The 16911-nt window shown below is 74.0% G+C and carries 12 protein-coding genes; 6 read left to right on the top strand and 6 right to left on the bottom strand.

The genetic code is table 11. The features are described from left to right. The first annotated feature begins 158 nt into the window (after window positions 1-158). Window positions 159-1490, top strand: coding sequence for a sensor histidine kinase (locus ACIQUQ_RS13380; protein WP_403974799.1), 1332 nt, complete (start codon window positions 159-161; stop codon window positions 1488-1490). A 148-nt stretch (window positions 1491-1638) separates the two neighbouring features. Here the strand turns inward: ACIQUQ_RS13380 and ACIQUQ_RS13375 are convergent, their stop codons facing one another. Both ACIQUQ_RS13375 and ACIQUQ_RS13370 read right to left on the bottom strand, forming a co-directional pair. Continuing rightward, on the bottom strand, window positions 1639-2145 hold the full coding sequence (locus tag ACIQUQ_RS13375) for an SUKH-3 domain-containing protein (protein ID WP_403974796.1): 507 nt from the start codon (window positions 2143-2145) through the stop codon (window positions 1639-1641). A 10-nt stretch (window positions 2146-2155) separates the two neighbouring features. Continuing rightward, window positions 2156-2725: a YwqJ-related putative deaminase gene (locus tag ACIQUQ_RS13370; protein ID WP_403974794.1), complete on the bottom strand. Its 570-nt coding sequence runs from the start codon at window positions 2723-2725 to the stop codon at window positions 2156-2158. Between the two features lie 265 nt (window positions 2726-2990). On the opposite strand from ACIQUQ_RS13370, the gene ACIQUQ_RS13365 reads away from it, so the two are divergent. The 3 genes from ACIQUQ_RS13365 to ACIQUQ_RS13355 all read left to right on the top strand — a co-directional run bounded on the left by ACIQUQ_RS13365 (window position 2991) and on the right by ACIQUQ_RS13355 (window position 7798). Then, complete coding sequence (locus tag ACIQUQ_RS13365; RefSeq protein WP_403974792.1) at window positions 2991-3968, top strand: SMI1/KNR4 family protein; 978 nt, start codon at window positions 2991-2993, stop codon at window positions 3966-3968. 8 nt (window positions 3969-3976) lie between these two features. After that, the gene (locus ACIQUQ_RS13360; protein ID WP_403974790.1) at window positions 3977-6679 is read left to right on the top strand and encodes an SUKH-4 family immunity protein; all 2703 of its coding nucleotides are present in this window, start codon (window positions 3977-3979) and stop codon (window positions 6677-6679) included. A 231-nt stretch (window positions 6680-6910) separates the two neighbouring features. Further along, a complete protein-coding gene (locus ACIQUQ_RS13355; RefSeq protein ID WP_403974788.1) occupies window positions 6911-7798 on the top strand; it encodes a cellulose-binding protein in 888 nt (295 codons plus the stop codon). Between the two features lie 86 nt (window positions 7799-7884). Here ACIQUQ_RS13355 and ACIQUQ_RS13350 read toward each other — a convergent pair whose 3' ends face one another. From ACIQUQ_RS13350 to ACIQUQ_RS13340, 3 genes are all read right to left on the bottom strand, one after another. Further along, window positions 7885-8694: a hypothetical protein gene (locus tag ACIQUQ_RS13350; RefSeq protein WP_403974786.1), complete on the bottom strand. Its 810-nt coding sequence runs from the start codon at window positions 8692-8694 to the stop codon at window positions 7885-7887. A gap of 153 nt (window positions 8695-8847) precedes the next feature. Then, window positions 8848-9708 carry an alpha/beta fold hydrolase gene (locus ACIQUQ_RS13345; RefSeq protein ID WP_403974784.1) on the bottom strand — a complete coding sequence of 287 codons (861 nt, stop codon included), beginning with the start codon at window positions 9706-9708 and terminating at the stop codon, window positions 8848-8850. Between the two features lie 56 nt (window positions 9709-9764). Further along, window positions 9765-11213 carry an MFS transporter gene (locus ACIQUQ_RS13340; protein ID WP_403975123.1) on the bottom strand — a complete coding sequence of 483 codons (1449 nt, stop codon included), beginning with the start codon at window positions 11211-11213 and terminating at the stop codon, window positions 9765-9767. Window positions 11214-11915: 702 nt separating this feature from the next. On the opposite strand from ACIQUQ_RS13340, the gene ACIQUQ_RS13335 reads away from it, so the two are divergent. Beyond that, on the top strand, window positions 11916-12701 hold the full coding sequence (locus ACIQUQ_RS13335) for an ABC transporter ATP-binding protein (protein ID WP_403974782.1): 786 nt from the start codon (window positions 11916-11918) through the stop codon (window positions 12699-12701). After that, on the top strand, window positions 12698-15271 hold the full coding sequence (locus ACIQUQ_RS13330; protein WP_403974780.1) for an ABC transporter permease: 2574 nt from the start codon (window positions 12698-12700) through the stop codon (window positions 15269-15271). Before ACIQUQ_RS13335 ends, ACIQUQ_RS13330 begins: the two co-directional genes overlap by 4 nt. A 97-nt stretch (window positions 15272-15368) precedes the next feature. On the opposite strand, the gene ACIQUQ_RS13325 is transcribed toward ACIQUQ_RS13330, so the two are convergent. Next, window positions 15369-16829: a DUF2079 domain-containing protein gene (locus ACIQUQ_RS13325; protein WP_403974778.1), complete on the bottom strand. Its 1461-nt coding sequence runs from the start codon at window positions 16827-16829 to the stop codon at window positions 15369-15371. Window positions 16830-16911 lie beyond the last annotated feature (82 nt).

Below are 16911 nucleotides of genomic sequence, written 5' to 3'. Positions count from 1 at the left end.
GGTTCACCGTCGTCCGGAATGCGGGATTCAGGATCCGGAGTGCGGGCGGTTCAGTCGTATGTGCGGTTACCGGAGGTTTGGGGGAATCGCGGCGCGGGGCCGTGTTAGGGCGGGGAATCGGCGGGAGGGGTGGGGTGGGGCGATCGTAGGGTGGCGGTATGACAAGTACGGGGGAGCAGCGGGTGGGGGCCGGGCGGGACGGGCCCTTGTGGTGGGGGCGGCGGCGGAGTGCCGTGCTCGATGTGGGGCTGGCGGCGGCTTCGGCGCTGGAGTGTGCCCTGGAGGGGGTGGCGTTCGCCGGGGAGGCGTCGTTGCCGGTTCCGGTGGGGGTGGTGTTCGGGCTGCTGGTGGGGTCCGTGTTGGTGCTGCGGCGGCGGTGGCCGGTCGCGGTGGTGTTGGTGGCGGTCGCTGTGACGCCGGCGGCGATGGGTTTTCTGCTGGCGGTGGTGGGTCTGTACACGCTGGCGGCGTCGGAGGTGCCCCGGCGGATCACGGCGTTGCTGGCGTCGATGTCGCTGGTGGGGACGTTCCTGGTGACGTACGTGCGGACGCAGGGGGACGTGCAGGCGGACCGGTGGTACGTGCCGGTGGTGTCGGTGTTCATGGCGGTGGCGCTGACGGCGCCGCCGGTGTTGCTGGGTCTGTACATAGGGGCGCGGCGGCGGCTGATGGAGAGCCTGCAGGAGCGGGCGGATTCTCTGGAGCGGGAGCTGTCGCTGCTGGCGGACCGGGCGGAGGAGCGGGCGGAGTGGGCCCGTCAGGAGGAGCGGACGCGGATCGCGCGGGAGATGCACGACGTGGTGGCGCACCGGGTGTCGCTGATGGTGGTGCATGCGGCGGCGCTGGAGGCGGTGGCGGGGAAGGATCCGGCGAAGGCGGTGCGGAATGCGGCTCTGGTGGGGGACATGGGCCGGCAGGCGTTGACGGAGTTGCGGGAGATGTTGGGGGTGCTGCGGTCGCCGGTGGTGACGGCGGGGCCGGCGGCGTCGGCGGCTTCGGAGGCTTCGGTGGGGTCCGTGCCTGTGGTGTCGGCGGTTCCGGTGTCGTTGGTGGCGGCGGGGCAGGTGTCCGGGGCGGTGGACGAGGGGCCGTGTCTGGCGGAGCTGGAGGCGCTGGTGGGGCAGTCGCGGGCGGCGGGGATGGTGGTGGAGCTGGATGTGCGGGGTGAGGTGCGCGCGTATCCGCGGGAGGTGGAGCAGACGGCGTACCGGGTGGTGCAGGAGGCGTTGACGAACGTCCACAAGCATGCGCCGGGGGCGCGGGTGGTGGTGCGGCTGGCTCACCGGGAGGGTGAGGTGGCGATGCAGGTGGAGAACGGTCCGTCGGATGCCGGGGTGGCGGGTGCGGGGCTGCCGAGCGGGGGGAACGGGCTGGTGGGGATGCGGGAGCGGGTGTTGGGGCTGGGTGGGGTGTTCGTGTCGGGGCCGACGGAGGCGGGTGGGTTCCGGGTGTCGGCGGTGTTGCCGGATCGGGTGCGCCCGGCGGCGTAGTGCGTCTGGAAGGCGTGCTGGGGGCCGGTCCGGGCGCCGGTGCGGGGATGCGTCCTTGGGCGTCGGCGCGGGGATGCGTTCCGGGCGTCGGCATGGAGATGCGTCCCCGGGTGTCGGTGCCGGGCGCGTCCTGGGGGCGTGGGTGGTGTCAGCCGGTGGTGAGGCGGACGGGCTGGAGGCCGGTGAGGAGGGTGGTGAGGGCGTCGTCGATGCCGGCGCCGAGGTACCAGTCGCCGGTGTGGTCGATGGAGTAGACGCGGCCTTCGCGGTCGATGGCGAGGTGGGCGCTGCCGTCGTTCTCGTGTCCGAGGGGGGCGACGGTGGTGTCGAGGGCGCGGCCGAGGTCGGCGAAGGTGCGGGCGAGGTGGAGGCCCGTGAGGGGGTCGAGGGTGATGGTGACGGGGGCTATCTGGCGGCCGGGTGCGGGGGTGCTGACGCGGAGGCCGCCGAATTCGGCCCAGGCTTCGACGGCGGCGGGGAAGACGGTGTGGCGGTGTCCTGCGGGGGTGGTGTGGTCGCGGAGGGCGTCGGCCCAGTACTCGGCCTGCTTGATGTCCCAGCGGCCGGGGCTCCAGCCGGCGGCGCGCAGGGCGGAGTCGACGGTGACCGGGAAGCGGGTCGCCGAGGACCGGTCGTAGGAGGCGGAGGCGGCCATCGGGGCGGGGTCAGCCCTTCTCGTTGTCTTGGGGGGCGGCGAGGTCGACGGGGCGTACGCCGAAGTGGGCGAGGAGTGCGTCGCAGGAGCGGCAGGGGGGTGCGTAGCTGCCGTGGAGGGGGTCGCCGTCTTCGCGGATGCGGCGGGCGGTGACCTTGGCGTGCTTGAGGGAGCGGCGGGCTTCGCTGGGGGAGAGGGGGCGGCGGGAGGCGCGTTTGCTGCGGCCGGCCTCGACGGTGGTGAGGTGGCGGGAGAGCAGGAGTGCTTCGGGACATCGTCCGGTGTGGCGGTCGCGCTGCCCGGTGGTGAGGGTGTCGAGGAAGTCCTGGACGAGGGGGTGGAGTGCGGGGGGCTGGTCGCCCTTGGCGGCGGTGCTGGTGAGGGTTTCGCCTCGTACGGAGAGTGCTGCGGCGATGGTGGGGAGGATGCCGTCGCGGCGGTGCTGGAGGAGGGGGGCGCGGAGGCCGTTCTCGTTGCTCCAGCGTTGGCGGGGGTCGTTGGTGCCGGGTCCCGTGCCGGTGCCGGTGTGGGCTGTGGTGCGGCCCGTCGTGTGGGCCGTGGTGTGTGTTGCCGTCTGCATGGTGCTGGTCGTCCCTCCCGTGGCCGCGGCTCGCGCCGCCGTCGCGCACGCCCCCGTGCTGCGGGACAGCCTGCCAAATGTGCGGTGCCCTGCGGAAGCTGGGTCGAATATTCGTATCAATTCGGATGTTCCCGGCGTGCGGCGGGGTGGGTGGTGCGGTTGGGGCGGACGGGGTGGCTCCGCCGCAGGTGCAGGGGAGGGTGTGCCTCTTGCCGTACGGCTTAGGCTGTGCGGAACCAGCCAGATCCAGCAGGGGGCTACCGCCATGACGACAGGTCGGCTCGGGCAGCAGGCCGCGCCACCCAACGCCGCGTACGCCGGGCAGCTCGTGCAGTTTCCGGACCCGGTCCGGCGCTCGCGGCATCCCGAGGGCGTGCGGATGGACGGGGACGGTCACCCCGACTTCTCCCCGTACGCGCGTGCGGCGACGGAGATCGCAGAACCGCCGGAGGGGTTCGGTGTCGACGAACTGCGGCTGACGGATTACGTGTCGGCGAACGCCGCGATGCACGCGTCGGGTCACGAGCTGTGGGACACGGTGCCCGCGGTGGCGACTCCGCACGGCTGGACCTGGCACCACGTGGCGGGCTCGCGCCGTCTGGAGCTGGTGCCGGTGGAGGTCAAGGCGCTGCTGCGGCACCATGCGGGGCTCGTGACGTCGGCGGTGGACCACACGAAGCGTGGGACGCGGCCATTGCAGGAGGTGCGTCCGGTGCACCTGGGGCTGCCGAAGTCGGCGTTGTCGGTGACGGAGCAGCAGGTCCAGGGCGTCGAGGAGGATCTGGGCTACCGGCTGCCGGAGGCGTACCGGTCCTTCCTGAAGGCTGCGGGCGGTTGTGCGCCGGTGGGTGTGGGTCTGGACCCGGAGCTGGGGCTGCTGGTGGACCAGCCGTTCTTCACGGTGCGGGACGAGGCCGCGGTGAACGACCTGGTGTACGTCAACAAGTGTCTGCGGGACCACCTGACGAAGGACTACCTGGCGGTGGCGTTCGCGCAGGGTGGTCTGATCGCGGTGAAGGTGCGGGGCGAGTCGGCGGGTTCGGTGTGGTTCTGCCCGTACGACGACGCGCGTGACCAGGACGGCTGGTCGGTGCAGGAGCGTGTGGAGCGGCTGCTGCTGCCGTGCGGTGCGGATTTCGACGCGTTCCTGGAGCGGCTCGCGGGCAACCCGCCGGAGCTGGAGACGGTGGCGGGTCTGATGGTGGACGGCGGCTTTGCGCGTGTTGTCCCGGTGGAAGGGTAGTTCCGGCGATGGTGACGTTCGCGCAGGCGCAGGAGCGCGCGGAGGAGTGGGTCAACGGTGACGTGCCCGCGTATCAGCACCGGGAGGTGCGGGTCCGGGAGTTCGGGCTCGGCTTCGTGGTGTGGGCGGAGGACCGTCCCGGGGTGCCGGTGTCCGGTGGTGGCCGTCAGCGGCTGGTGATCGCGCGGGACAGCGGCGAGGTGTCGTTGTGGCCGGGGCTGCCGGTGGGTGAGGTGATCCGCCGGTACGAGGAGGAGTACGGGGCTGCGCCGGCGGCGGGGCCGGAGGCTTCGGTGCCGCCGCAGCGGATCGATTCCGAGGCGACGTCGTTCATGCTGAGTCCGCCGGAGTGGCTGCAGGAGGCGGCCGACCGGGCGGGGATTCCGGACAACCGGGCGGGGGCGGCGGGGTCGTCGTCCGCCGGTTCGGGCGGTTCCCCGGCGGTGGCTGCCGATTCTGCTGTTCCTCCGGTTCCTTCTGTTCCTTCTGTTCCTTCTGTTCCTCCGGTGTGTCCGGCGCCTCCGACTCCGGAGGTTCCCGGGGTCCCGCCGGTTCCTTCCGCCGTTCCGGCTGCCGGTGACGCCGCGTCCGGTGCCGAGGGTGCGGGTGCCGGGCCGGCCGCCGCGCCGCGGGCCGGTGGCTCGCTGCGGCTGTCGTCCCCGGGTGCCGGGCCGGCGCAGGACGCGCCGCCGGCGGCTCCGCTGCCGGGCACGGTGGTGCTGGGTGCGCTGGGCGGTCCCGGTGGTGACGCGTACGAGCCGACCGCGTCCGAGGGCGTGCCGGCGAACGCCACGCCGTGGGCGGGTACGGACGTGAACCAGGGCTCCGACGACGCCTCCGTGCCGCTGCCGGCGACGGTGTTCGCGCCGCCGCTGTCGGGTACGGACGCGGACGACGCCCCGCGCTCCGGTGCCGAGCCGGAGGCGAAGACCACGCTGATGGCGGGCGGCAGCCAGCTGCCGAAGACCGCCGTGGCGCCGGCGATCGACGCGGGTGCGCCGCGTCCCCAGGACATCGCCGACGCGGCCACGAGCAAGGCCCCGGTGAACCGGTCCGCGCCGCCGGTGCCGCCGGGTCCGCCGTCGGCGCCCGCCGGTCCGGGTGCTCCCGGTGCTCCCGGTGCGCCTGGTGCGCCTGGTGCGCCTGGTGCGCCTGGTGCGCCTGGTGGCGACGCGCACCACGCGGCCACGATGCTGGCCGGTCCCGGTGTGGTCCCGCCGCCCGGTCCGCCGGCGCCGCCCGGTGCTCCCGGTGCCGGTGCGCCCACGCCTCCCGGACCGCCCGCGCCTCCCGGCGCGCCCGGTGCGCCCGGCGCCCCCGGTGGCGACGCCCACCACGCGGCGACCATGCTGGCCGGCCCCGGTGTCGTACCCCCGCCGGGTCCGCCGGCGCCGCCCGGTGCGCCCGGCGGTGACGCCCACCACGCGGCGACGATGCTGGCCGGCCCGGGTGTCGTACCGCCCCCCGGTCCGCCCGCCGCTCCGGGTGGCGACGCGCACCACGCGGCGACGATGCTGGCCGGTCCGGGTGTCGTGCCCCCGCCCGGTCCGCCCGCCGCTCCGGGAGCTCCGGGTGCGCCCGGTGGCCCCGGCACCCCGCCCGGCGGTGTGCACCACGCGGCGACGATGCTGGCGGGCCCCGGTGTCGTACCGCCGCCCGGGCAGCCGGGAGCGCCGCTGGGGCAGCCCGCGGCCGGGCAGCCCCCGCAGGCCCCGCCGCCGGCACCCGGTGTGCCCGTGGTGGGCCCGGGCTACCAGGCGGTGCTGCGCTACCGCGCGCCCGACGGTTCCGAGCAGCAGCTGATCCGGCGTTCGGCGCCGGGTACGCCGCACCCGGAGTGGCAGATCCTGCACGAGCTGCGGGCGATGAACGTGCCGCCGCAGCAGGTGCTGGAGCTGCACACGGAGCTGGAGTCCTGCGAGCTGCCGGGCGGTTACTGCGCCCGGATGATCCGGGAGACCTGGCCGCAGGTGCGGATCACCAGCGTGGCGCCGTACGGCAAGGACCACGCGGGCCGGCAGGCCGGCATGCACCACCTGCTCACCCACCAGGGGGAGCTGCACCAGGTGGCGGACGGTCCGGCGCGTCCGGCGCCGCAGCGGGCTCCGCTGCCGCCCGGTGTCCAGACGCTGCCCGCGATCCCGATGGAGGCCATCGGGCAGGAGCTGGCGGGTGTCTTCGGCCCGCAGGGCGTGTTCCGGTTCGAGCCGGCCGCGGTGTCGCGGCAGGGTGTGCCGGAGGTCGTGGCGCAGACGCTGGTGATGGCGGGTCTGCCGGTGGACTTCGGGCCGTTCTTCTGGGCGCAGGCGGTGCCCGGTCAGCCGGTGCCGACGCTGGCGGAGCTGGCGGCGCAGCGCGGGGTGCCGGCGGCTTCGGACGCGGCGTCGTACCTGGTGGTCGGCAGTGACTTCGGCAAGGCGCTGTGCGTGCAGTACGGGACGGCGAACATCGTCGCGGTGCCGGTCGAGGCGGGTCCCGGCGGTGCGCCGGTGCCGCCGCAGTTCGTGAACTCGTCGCTGCCGCAGTTCGCTCGGTCGCTGGCGATGCTGGGTCACATGTGGCGGCTGCGGATGCACCTGACGCCCGAGCAGGCGGGGCGTTGGACGGTGGACTTCCAGGCGCAGCTGGCGGCGCTGGACGGGGCGGCGCTGGCGTCGCCCGAGAGCTGGTGGTCGGTGCTGCTGGAGCAGATGTGGGACGGGCTGCTCTGATCGGCTGAGTGCCCGGTGACGGCCGGGGCGGGATCCTCACGGATCGCGCCCCGGCCGTCCGTTTTTCGGACTGTCCACCTGCTGTCGGCACGGCGAATTCCGGCTTCTGGCGTCAAATGACGCATCCTTGACCGGGAGAGGTGGGCGGAGTGTCGCGTTATGAGCGGATCTCCGCAACGCGTGAGAGCCGTGTCCGAGCGGCCTCCGAGTCGTCCGAGAGGGGCTTCCGTCATGAGCGCAGCCGTGTCAGCGCAGGGTTTCGCGACCGTACGCGGCCGCGGCTACCGGGTGGAGCAGGTCGACCGTTACCTGGCCCGGCTGGGCGCGAGCCGGGACGAGGCGTGGGAGCGGGCGGCCCGGCTGACCGTGCTGGCGCGGGAGATGGAGGAGGAGGCGGAGCGGCTGCGGGCCGCGGTGGAGCGGCTGGCCCCCCAGACGTACGACGAGTTGAGCGAGCGGGCGCGGCGGATCCTCTCCCTGGTGGAGGAGGAGGCCGCGGAGGTGCGGGCGGCCGCGCGGGAGGACGCGGCGGCGCTGCGGGACGCGGCTGCGGCCCACGCGGAGCGGGTGGCCGGGCTGGCGGAGCAGGACGCCGAGGCGGTGCGCGAGCAGACGGAGGTGCGGGCCCGGCAGGCGCTGCTGAGCGCGCAGCGGACGGCCGACGAGGTGCGGGGCGCGGCGCGGGAGGAGGCGAAGGCGCGGCGCCGGGAGTCCGCGGAGGCGCTGGCGGAGATGCAGCGGAGGGCGGACGCGGTGCTGGCCGAGCAGGAGGGGGAGCAGGCGGAGCGGTGGGAGGCCGCGGAGCGGGTGCTGCTGGAGCGGGAGGCGGAGCTGGAGGCGCGGCACGCGGAGCTCGTGGCGTACGCGGAGGGCCGGCTGGCGGAGGCGAAGCGGGCGTACGCGGAGGCGGAGGAGACGGCCCGGCACGGGCAGGAGGACGCGGAGGCGCGGGCGGCGGAGCTGCTGGCGCAGGCGCGGGTGCAGGAGGAGCGGACCGGGCGGGAGACGGACCGGCTGCTGCGGGAGCACACGGAGTGCCAGGAGGAGATGCGGGCCCACATGACCCACGTCCGCAACAGCCTGGCCACCCTCACGGGCCGGGCCCCGGCGGAGGGCTGACCGGCCCCTTCCCTTCCCTTCCCTTCCCTTCCCTTCCCTTCGCCTCGCCTCGCCTCGCCTCCCCGCCGGGCCGGTGCCGGGCGGGGTCAGGTGGCCGGGGGGTAGGGGAAGGGTTCGCTGCGGAGGCCCGTCGGGGTGGTGACCACCAGGGTGGTGGGGGTTTCCGTGCGGGGGGCCGGCAGGAGGAGGCGGCCGTTCTCCAGGTGGGCCTGGACGGGGGCGTCCGTACCGACGGAGACCTGGGCGTGCTCCGGGAAGCCGCCGCCCTCGATGACCAGGGACTCGCCCTGCCGGCTGACGCCGGTGACCACCGGGTTGGGCCGGGGGGTGGCCTTGTTGGCCAGGTAGGCGGCGGCGGGGGCGGCGGTGAGGAGCCAGATCTCGTCGGGGAGCCTGGGCAGGCCGGCTGCCACGTCCATGGCGAAGAGCACCACCACGTACAGCATGGCGACGGCGTTGAAGAGCACGTACTGGAGGTCCAGCAGGTCGGTGCGGCCGGCGTCGTTGCTGATCGCCTCCCGGAAGCGGGCGCGCGCGCCGCTGGGGGCCTTGGTCATGCTGCCGGCCTTCAGCCGGCCGCCGACCACCGCCTTGGCGGCGATCATGGCGACGAACGGGCCGCCGAGCAGTTCCAGGTAGGTGGGGCTCAGCGGGGCGAGCGGGCCGGGGCCGGCGGCGCCGGGCGGGGTGAAGTACGCCAGGCCCTTGCCGGTGGCGACCGCGTAGCCGAGCAGCACCAGCAGCATCCAGACCAGGACCGCGGTCCAGGCGAAGGCCAGGGTCAGGGAGGTGGAGACGCGGCCGTCCCGGCCGGTCACCACCGCGGGCCGCTTCCACACGACGAGCGCCGTGCCGGCGAGCGCCAGCGCGCCCAGCACGGTAATGATCAGTTTCACCGTCAACCCCCCGATTCCCTACGGGTGATGGTGTACCCCGTAAAGGTGACGGGCGCCAGGGTACGTCCCGCACGGCGCGGCGCGGCGCGGTGCGGTGCGGCACGGCGCGGTGCGGTGCTCTCGTACGGCTCCGCACCGCCCCCCGTACGGCGCTCAGCCCCCCGGCCGCGCCGCCGGCTTCGCTCCGGTGTCCGCCAGGAACTCCAGGAGGACCTCCGCGAGCCGCTCGGGCTGGTCCTCGGGTACCAGCGTGGAGGAGTCCTCGATCTCGACCAGCCGCCCCTGCGGGTACAACTCGGCGAGCCTGCGCCCGTGGTCACGCGGCATCAGCCGGTCCTCGGTGGCCCACACGACCAGGACCGGGCGGTCGAACTCGCGCAGCCGTTCGCTCCAGGCCAGCAGTGTCCGCCGCCCGGGCGCGCCGGTGGCGAACTTGGCGAAGTCCCGGCGGATCGCCCGGCTGTGGGTGGCGGGGGCGAACCAGTCGTCCAGGACGTCGTCGGGGATCCCCCGCAGGCTCATCCCGCCGTATCCCCCGGGGTGGTGGCGCACGGCGGGCAGGCGCATCAGCCGGGTCAGGACCCAGACGGAGCCGGGGATCCGGGTCACCCGGGCCATCGCCTTGGCGGGTCCGGGCGGGAAGTTGTCGAAGGCCTCGCAGGCCACCAGCACCAGCCGGGCGATCCGCTGGGCGCGCCCCTGGGAGACGAGGAACTGGCCGCCGCCCCAGTCGTTCAGGACCAGGGTGACGTCGTCCAGGCCGAGCGCCTCGATGAACTCGCCCAGGATCCGCGCCATGCCGGCCTGGGAGAGGTCGGCGTCGGGCTTCATCGGGCTGCGGTGGCCGCCGAGGGGCAGCGTGGGCAGCACGCAGCGGTACCCGCCGAGCAGCGGGACGACCTTGCGCCACTGGGTCCCGCTCATGGGCATGCCGTGGGCGAAGACCAGTACGGGCCCCTCGCCCCCGGTGTCCTGGTAGTCGACCGGTCCGGACGAAAGCTCCACGCGTGGCATTGCGACCCCCCTGTGACGGATCGTTTCACCGTAGCCGCACGGGGCCGGGGAACGGCCTATTCCTGCCGGAGTTCCGGGAGGACGGGGAAGCGCCGCGGGGCCACGAGCAGCAGGATGAGCAGGGCAGCCACGGCCGCTGCGGCGGCGCCGAGGTGGACGTGCTCGACGGCGACGGCGACGGAATCGCGCAGGTACGCGGCGGCGTCGGCCGGGAGGGCGTCGGGGCGGGTCAGCGCCTGGGCGGCCCCGTCGAGGTCCGCGGGGAGCCCGGGTACGGGGGCTCCGGCGAGCCGGGCGGCGATGGTGGCGTTGGCGACCGCGCCGAAGAGGGCGGCGCCGACGCTCTGGCCGACCTGCCGGCAGAACAGCACGGAAGCGGTGGTCGTGCCGCGCTCGGCCCAGCCGACGGTGGACTGCACGCCGACCATCAGCGGCAGCTGGAAGAGGCCCAGGGCGCCCCCGAGCAGCAGCATGATCAGTGCGGGCTGCCAGGGCTCGGCGGGGTGGGGCAGGAGCAGGAAGGACGACAGGATCAGGGCGGCGAGGGCGACGCCCAGGGCGGCGGTGTTGCGGAAGCCGATGCGCCGGTAGACGTGCTGGCTGAGCGCGGCGGTGATGGGCCAGCTGAGGGTCATCACGGACATCACGAGCCCGGCGGCGATGGGGTCGAGCCCGAGCGCGGACTGGGCGTAGGTCGGTACGAAGACCATCGGGGCCACCATCAGCAGGCCGAGGGCGCCCATGGCGAGGTTGACGGCGGCGATGGTGCGGCGGCGCCAGACCCAGCCGGGCAGGATCGGTTCGGCGGCCCGCCGTTCGACGTAGACGGTCACGACGGCGAGGACGGCGCTGCCGCCGAACAGGGCGAGGGAGGGCGCGGAGAGCCAGGGCCAGGCGACGCCGCCCTGGACGAGGGCGGTCAGCAGCAGCCCGCCGCAGGCGAAGACGGCGAGGGCGCCGGCCCAGTCGACGCGGGGGCGGGGGCCGTCGGGGCGGGCGGGCTCGTGGAGGCGGCGGGCGCAGAGCCACACGGCGAGGGCGCCGACCGGCAGGTTGATCAGGAAGATCCAGCGCCAGTCGGTGTACGCGGCGAGCAGGCCGCCGACGGCGGGGCCGGCGACGGCGGAGGTGGCCCAGACGGTGGAGAGGCGGGCCTGGATCCTCGGCCGTTCCTTGAGCGGGTAGAGATCGGCGGCCAGGGTCTGGACGGTGCCCTGGATGGCGCCGCCGCCCAGGCCCTGGACGACCCGGAAGGCGATCAGGGCGGCCATGTTCCAGGCTGCGGCGCAGAGCAGCGAGCCGACGAGGAAGAGGGCCATGCCGCCGATGAGCACGGGCTTGCGGCCGTGGGTGTCGGCGAGCTTGCCGTAGACGGGGAGGGTGACGGTGACGGCGAGGAGGTAGCCGGAGAAGAGCCAGGAGAAGACGGAGAAGCCGCCGAGGTCGCCGACGATCTGGGGAACGGCGGTGGCCACGATGGTCCCGTCCATGGCGACCAGCGCCATCGCCAGCACCAACGCCGCCACGGGCCTCCGGCCGGGTTGTCGCCCGGGGACACCCCCGGCACCCGGCACCGTGCCGGCACCCCGCGGCCCCTTGCCGCCACCGGCACCGACGGTGCCGACTGCACCACCCGCACCGGCCGAATCGGTCTTGCCGCCGGTGCCGCCGGCGCCGCCCGTGCCGCCCGTGCCGCCCGCGCCGGCCGTGCTGTCTGTGCCGGGGTCTGCGGATCCACCGGCGCTCGCGGCCGCGACGGCCGCACCGGCCCCCGCGGGGTCGGGGGCGGCCGAGTCGCTCGCCCCCGTGCCGTCGGCCGCGCCGCCGGCACCCGTGGTGCCGGCGCACGCGTCGCCCGGCTTCTCCCCGCTGGCCACCCAGATCCTTTCACCGTGCACCTATCTACCGCCCCACACCTTCTCATCACCGCACCGGGCCGGGGAATCCCTGAGGGCGCCTCCGTCTCAGGGCGGACGTCCCCTAGGGGTACCTCCGTACTCCGAGCCAGGGGACGTTCGTCCCGACGGAGGACGAGCGCCGCGGATCCGCGTCCTTAACTGGTTCCTACGAGGGGATCGCGCCACCAGGGGGGTGGGGCTAGCCCCCGGGCGAAGACGCCGAAGGGCACCAGCGCGCGGGACCCGCGCCGCGGAACAGACTCGTACGTCCGGCCGGGAGCCGGCGGGAATCGACGGAGGAGAAGAACCGTGACAACGGCTGTGACGAATCCCAGGCACGGGGGTACGGGCGGGCTTACGGCCGCGGCACGGGCGCGGCAGGTCGTGAAGGCGTACGGCTCCGGCGAGACCCGGGTCGTCGCCCTGGACCACGTCGACGTGGACATCGCCCGCGGCCAGTTCACCGCGATCATGGGCCCCTCGGGCTCCGGCAAGTCCACCCTGATGCACTGCCTCGCCGGTCTCGACACGGTGACCAGCGGTCAGATCTTCCTCCAGGACACCGAGATCACCGGCCTGAAGGACAAGAAGCTGACCCAGCTGCGCCGGGACCGCATCGGGTTCATCTTCCAGGCGTTCAACCTGCTGCCGACGCTCAACGCCATCGAGAACATCACGCTGCCGATGGACATCGCGGGCCGCCGGCCGGATGGCGAGTGGCTCAAGCGCGTCGTGGAGACCGTCGGCCTCGCCGACCGGCTCGGCCACCGGCCCACCCAGCTGTCCGGCGGTCAGCAGCAGCGCGTGGCGGTCGCCCGCGCCCTGGCCGCCCGCCCCGAGATCATCTTCGGTGACGAGCCGACCGGAAACCTGGACTCCCGGGCCGGTGCGGAGGTGCTCGGCTTCCTGCGCCGCTCCGTCGACGAGCTGGGCCAGACCATCGTGATGGTCACCCACGACCCGGTCGCCGCCTCCTACGCCGACCGCGTCCTCTACCTCGCCGACGGCCGCATCGTGGACGAGATGTTCAACCCCACCGCCGACCAGGTGCTCGACCGCATGAAGGACTTCGACGCGCGCGGGCGGACGTCATGACCGTGCTCAAGACCTCGATGCGCAACTTCCTCGCGCACAAGGGGCGGATGGCGCTCTCCGCCGTCGCCGTGCTCCTCTCGGTCGCCTTCGTCTGCGGCACCCTGGTGTTCACCGACACCATGAACACCACCTTCGACAAGCTCTTCGCGGTCAGCGCCGCGGACGTCACCGTCAGCCCGAAGAACGCCGAGGGCGGGGAGGAGACCCCGCAGCGCGGCAAGCCCGAGTCCCTGCCCGCCTCCGTCGTGGACAAGGCGGCCAGGGCGCAGGGCGCCGACTCCGCAGAAGGCGTCGTCTTCTCCACCGCGGTGACCGTCGTCAACGCGGAGAACGAGAACATGGGGTCCACCACCGGGGCCCCCACCATCGCCGCGAGCTGGAACTCCAACGAACTGCGTTCGATGGAGATCACCTCGGGCAACGCCCCGCGCGGCCCCACCCAGGTGATGGTCGACGCCGACACGGCCGACAAGCACGGCCTGAAGATCGGGGACGAGCTGCGCACCATCGCCGTCACCGGCGACGTCCGCGCGAAGATCTCCGGCATCGTCTCCTTCAAGGTGACCAACCCCGGCGCGGCCGTGGTCTACTTCGACACCCCCACCGCCCAGCAGGCCCTGCTCGGCAGGACCGGTGAGTTCACCAACGTCAACGTCGTCGCGAAGGAAGGCGTCTCCGACGAGCAGCTGAAGAAGGCCGTCGCCGCCGAACTCGGCTCCGGCTACAAGCTGCTGACCGCCAAGGAGTCCGCGGACGAGGGCCGCGAGGACATCGGCTCCTTCCTCGACGTCATGAAGTACGTGATGCTCGGCTTCGCCGGGATCGCCTTCCTGGTCGGCATCTTCCTGATCTTCAACACCTTCTCCATGCTGGTCGCCCAGCGGACCCGCGAGATCGGCCTGATGCGCGCCATCGGCGCCGGCCGCGAGCAGGTCAACCGCTCCGTCCTCGTCGAGGCCCTGCTCCTCGGGGTCGTCGGCTCGGTCCTCGGCGTCGGCGCGGGCGTCGGCCTGGCCATCGGCCTCATGAAGCTCATGGGCCAGATGGGCATGAACCTCTCCACCGACGACCTCACCGTCCTGTGGACGACCCCCGCCGTCGGCATGTTCCTCGGCATCGTCGTCACCGTCGTCGCCGCGTACGTCCCCGCCCGCCGGGCCGGCAAGGTCTCCCCGATGGCCGCGCTGCGCGACGCCGGCACCCCCATGGACCGCAAGGCCGGCGTGGTACGGGCCGTCCTCGGCCTGCTCCTGACCGGCGCCGGCGCCGCGGCCCTGTACCTGACCGCCACCGCCGACGCGGCCGGCCAGGGCTCCCTGTGGCTGGGCCTGGGCGTGGTGCTGACCCTGATCGGGTTCATCGTGATCGGCCCGCTGCTGGCCGGCGGCGTGGTCAAGGTGCTCTCCGGCGTCGTCCTGCGGCCCTTCGGCTCCGTCGGCCGACTCGCCGAGCGCAACGCCCTGCGCAACCCGCGCCGCACCGGCGCCACCGGCGCCGCCCTGATGATCGGCCTGGCCCTGGTGGCCTGCCTGTCGGTGGTCGGCTCCTCGATGGTGGCCTCCGCCACCGAGGAACTCGACCGCTCCGTCGGCGCCGACTACATCGTCTCCTCGCAGACCGGCCAGCCGGTGATGCCGCAGACCGAGGCCGCCATGCGCAAGGTCGGGGGCCTGGCCCACGTCACCGCGTACCGCGGCGTCGACGCCAAGGTCACCTCGCCCGACGGCAAGACCGTCAAGGAGAGCCTCAGCACCACCGACCCGACCTACGCCGAGGACGTCCGCCGCGAGATGGTCGCCGGCAGGCACGCCGACGCCTACGGCAAGGACGCCATCGCCGTCGGATCGCTCTACGCCGACGAGCACGGGGTCAAGGTCGGGGACCGGCTGAAGGTCGCCTTCGACGGCGGCGGGACCGCCTCCCTGCGGGTCGCCGCCATCGCCTCCGACAGCGGCAACCTCGACAAGGGCGTCATGTACGTGGCCACGGCCACCGCCGAGCGCTACCTGCCCGCCGACCGGATGCCCCGCCCGTTCATGCTGCTCGCCAAGGCGAAGGACGGCACCGCCGACGCCACGTACGAGCAGCTCAAGACGGCCCTGGCGGCGTACCCGCAGTACAAGGTGCTCGACCAGGCCGACTACAAGCAGGACCTGAAGGACCAGGTCGGCCAGCTGCTCAACATGGTCTACGGCCTGCTGGCCCTCGCGATCATCGTCGCGGTGCTGGGCGTGGTGAACACCCTGGCCCTGTCGGTGGTCGAGCGGACCCGGGAGATCGGCCTGATGCGCGCCATCGGCCTCTCGCGCCGCCAGCTGCGCCGCATGATCCGCCTGGAGTCGGTGGTCATCGCCCTCTTCGGCGCCCTGCTGGGGCTCGGACTGGGCATGGGCTGGGGCGCCGCCGCGCAGAAGCTGCTCGCGCTGGAGGGGCTGAACGTGCTGGAGATCCCCTGGCCGACCATCCTCACGGTGTTCGTCGGCTCGGCCTTCGTCGGCCTGGTCGCGGCCCTGGTCCCGGCCTTCCGGGCGGGGCGGATGAACGTACTGAACGCCATCGCGAGCGAGTAGCGGGCGGCGGTACGCGCAACGCACCACGGGGCCCCGCGCCCGCCGGTCCACGGCGGGCGCGGGGCCCCGCACCGTCTCCGTTCCAGGCGCCGGGCGGCTAGCCGCTGTGCTTCAGGAGGACGTACCCCGACGCCTGACCGAAGAGCGTGAAGGTCTCGCCCGGGTGCAGCTTCGCGGCGTACTCGACCGGGTTGCCCGCCCAGCCGGAGTCGTTGTCGAGCGCGATCCAGTCGGGCACCACGCCCCGGGTGTCGCCGATCCAGAACACCCGGCAGCGCGACACCAGCCGGGCGATCGGGCCCACGTCCGCCTCGACGCTCGCGCCGTCCGGGATCCGGGCCAGGAGCTCCTCGGCCTCGGTCACCCGCTCGCTCTTCCGGTACGTCGGCGCCTCCGTGAGGGCGGCGAGGGGCTGGTGCGGGGTGAGCGCGAGGGCGGCCGCCGCGACGGCGACGGGCGCGTGGAGCGCGTACGAGCGCAGCCACGGCCGCGGGGAACGGCGGGCGGCGTCCGCCGCGTCGACCAGGGCCAGGGCCAGGACCGGCATCAGCACGGCGTTGTAGTGCCAGTCCGTCGACCAGTAGTGCTCCTCGCCGGACAGGAACCGCCAGCCCAGCGTCGGCAGCAGGACCAGGAGCAGCGGCGAGCGCAGGGCCAGCAGCCCGGTCGTGGGCACCAGGATCCACAGCAGGGTGCGGATCTTGGTGTCGAGGCCGTCGAGGGGGCCGTGGGAGGCGAGCTTGTCCCAGTAGCCGTAGTCGCCTCCGGTGTTGAAGGCGGGGATCACGACGGTGAACACCAGCAGCGCCGCGGCCAGTCCGAAGACGGCCGTGCCCAGCGCCCACCACGCGGCCCGCGGGTCGGTGCGCCGGGCCCGGAGCGCGACGAGCAGGGCGACGGCGGACAGCGTGACGCCCAGGTCCTCCTTGACCAGCACCAGCGGCAGCGCCCACCAGAGCGCGGCCCGCCAGCGGTGTGCGAGCAGGGCCTCCAGCGCGAAGGCGATCAGGGGGACCGCGAAGCAGATCTCGTGGAAGTCGAAGTCGACGGCCCGCTGGACGCCCCAGGAGAGGCCGAACGCGACCCCGACCGCCGCCCCGCGGGCGCGGCCCAGCAGCCGGGTGGCGGCCCGGGTGACCGGCAGCACGGCCAGCGCGAACAGCGCGGCCTGCGCCACCAGCAGGGTCACCGGGGTCGGGAAGACCCGGTAGAAGGGGGCGAGCAGGGCGGTGACGGGACTGAAGTGGTCACCCAGGATGTGGCTCCCGGGGCCCTTGAGGTCGGCGACCGGCGCCTGGAGGTGCGCGTACCCGCGGATCGCCTGCTCGAAGATCCCGAGGTCCCAGGAGAGGGTCTCCATCCGGCGGTACCGCAGGACGGACTGCAGCGCGTACGCCACGAAGAACGCGCAGGCCAGCAGGTACGGGCCCCGGTCCCGCCGACGGGCGGCGGGAGGGCCGCCCTCGGGGGACCGGGGCCCCGGTATCCGGACGCCGGGCGCGGCCGGGGCGGCTGCGGGCGTCGCCGTCTCGGCGTCGGTACGCGGGGGAGTGGTCAAGGCGAGTCCTGTGGGTCGGCGGCGGGCCAGGGGCCGACCCGGAGGACGGGTACGCGGGGCATCCGGTTGCACCCGCACCCAC

The sequence above is a fragment of the Streptomyces sp. NPDC101118 genome (assembly GCF_044759445.1).
Classification (GTDB): domain Bacteria; phylum Actinomycetota; class Actinomycetes; order Streptomycetales; family Streptomycetaceae; genus Streptomyces.
This window is presented reverse-complemented; position numbering and strand designations above follow the sequence as displayed.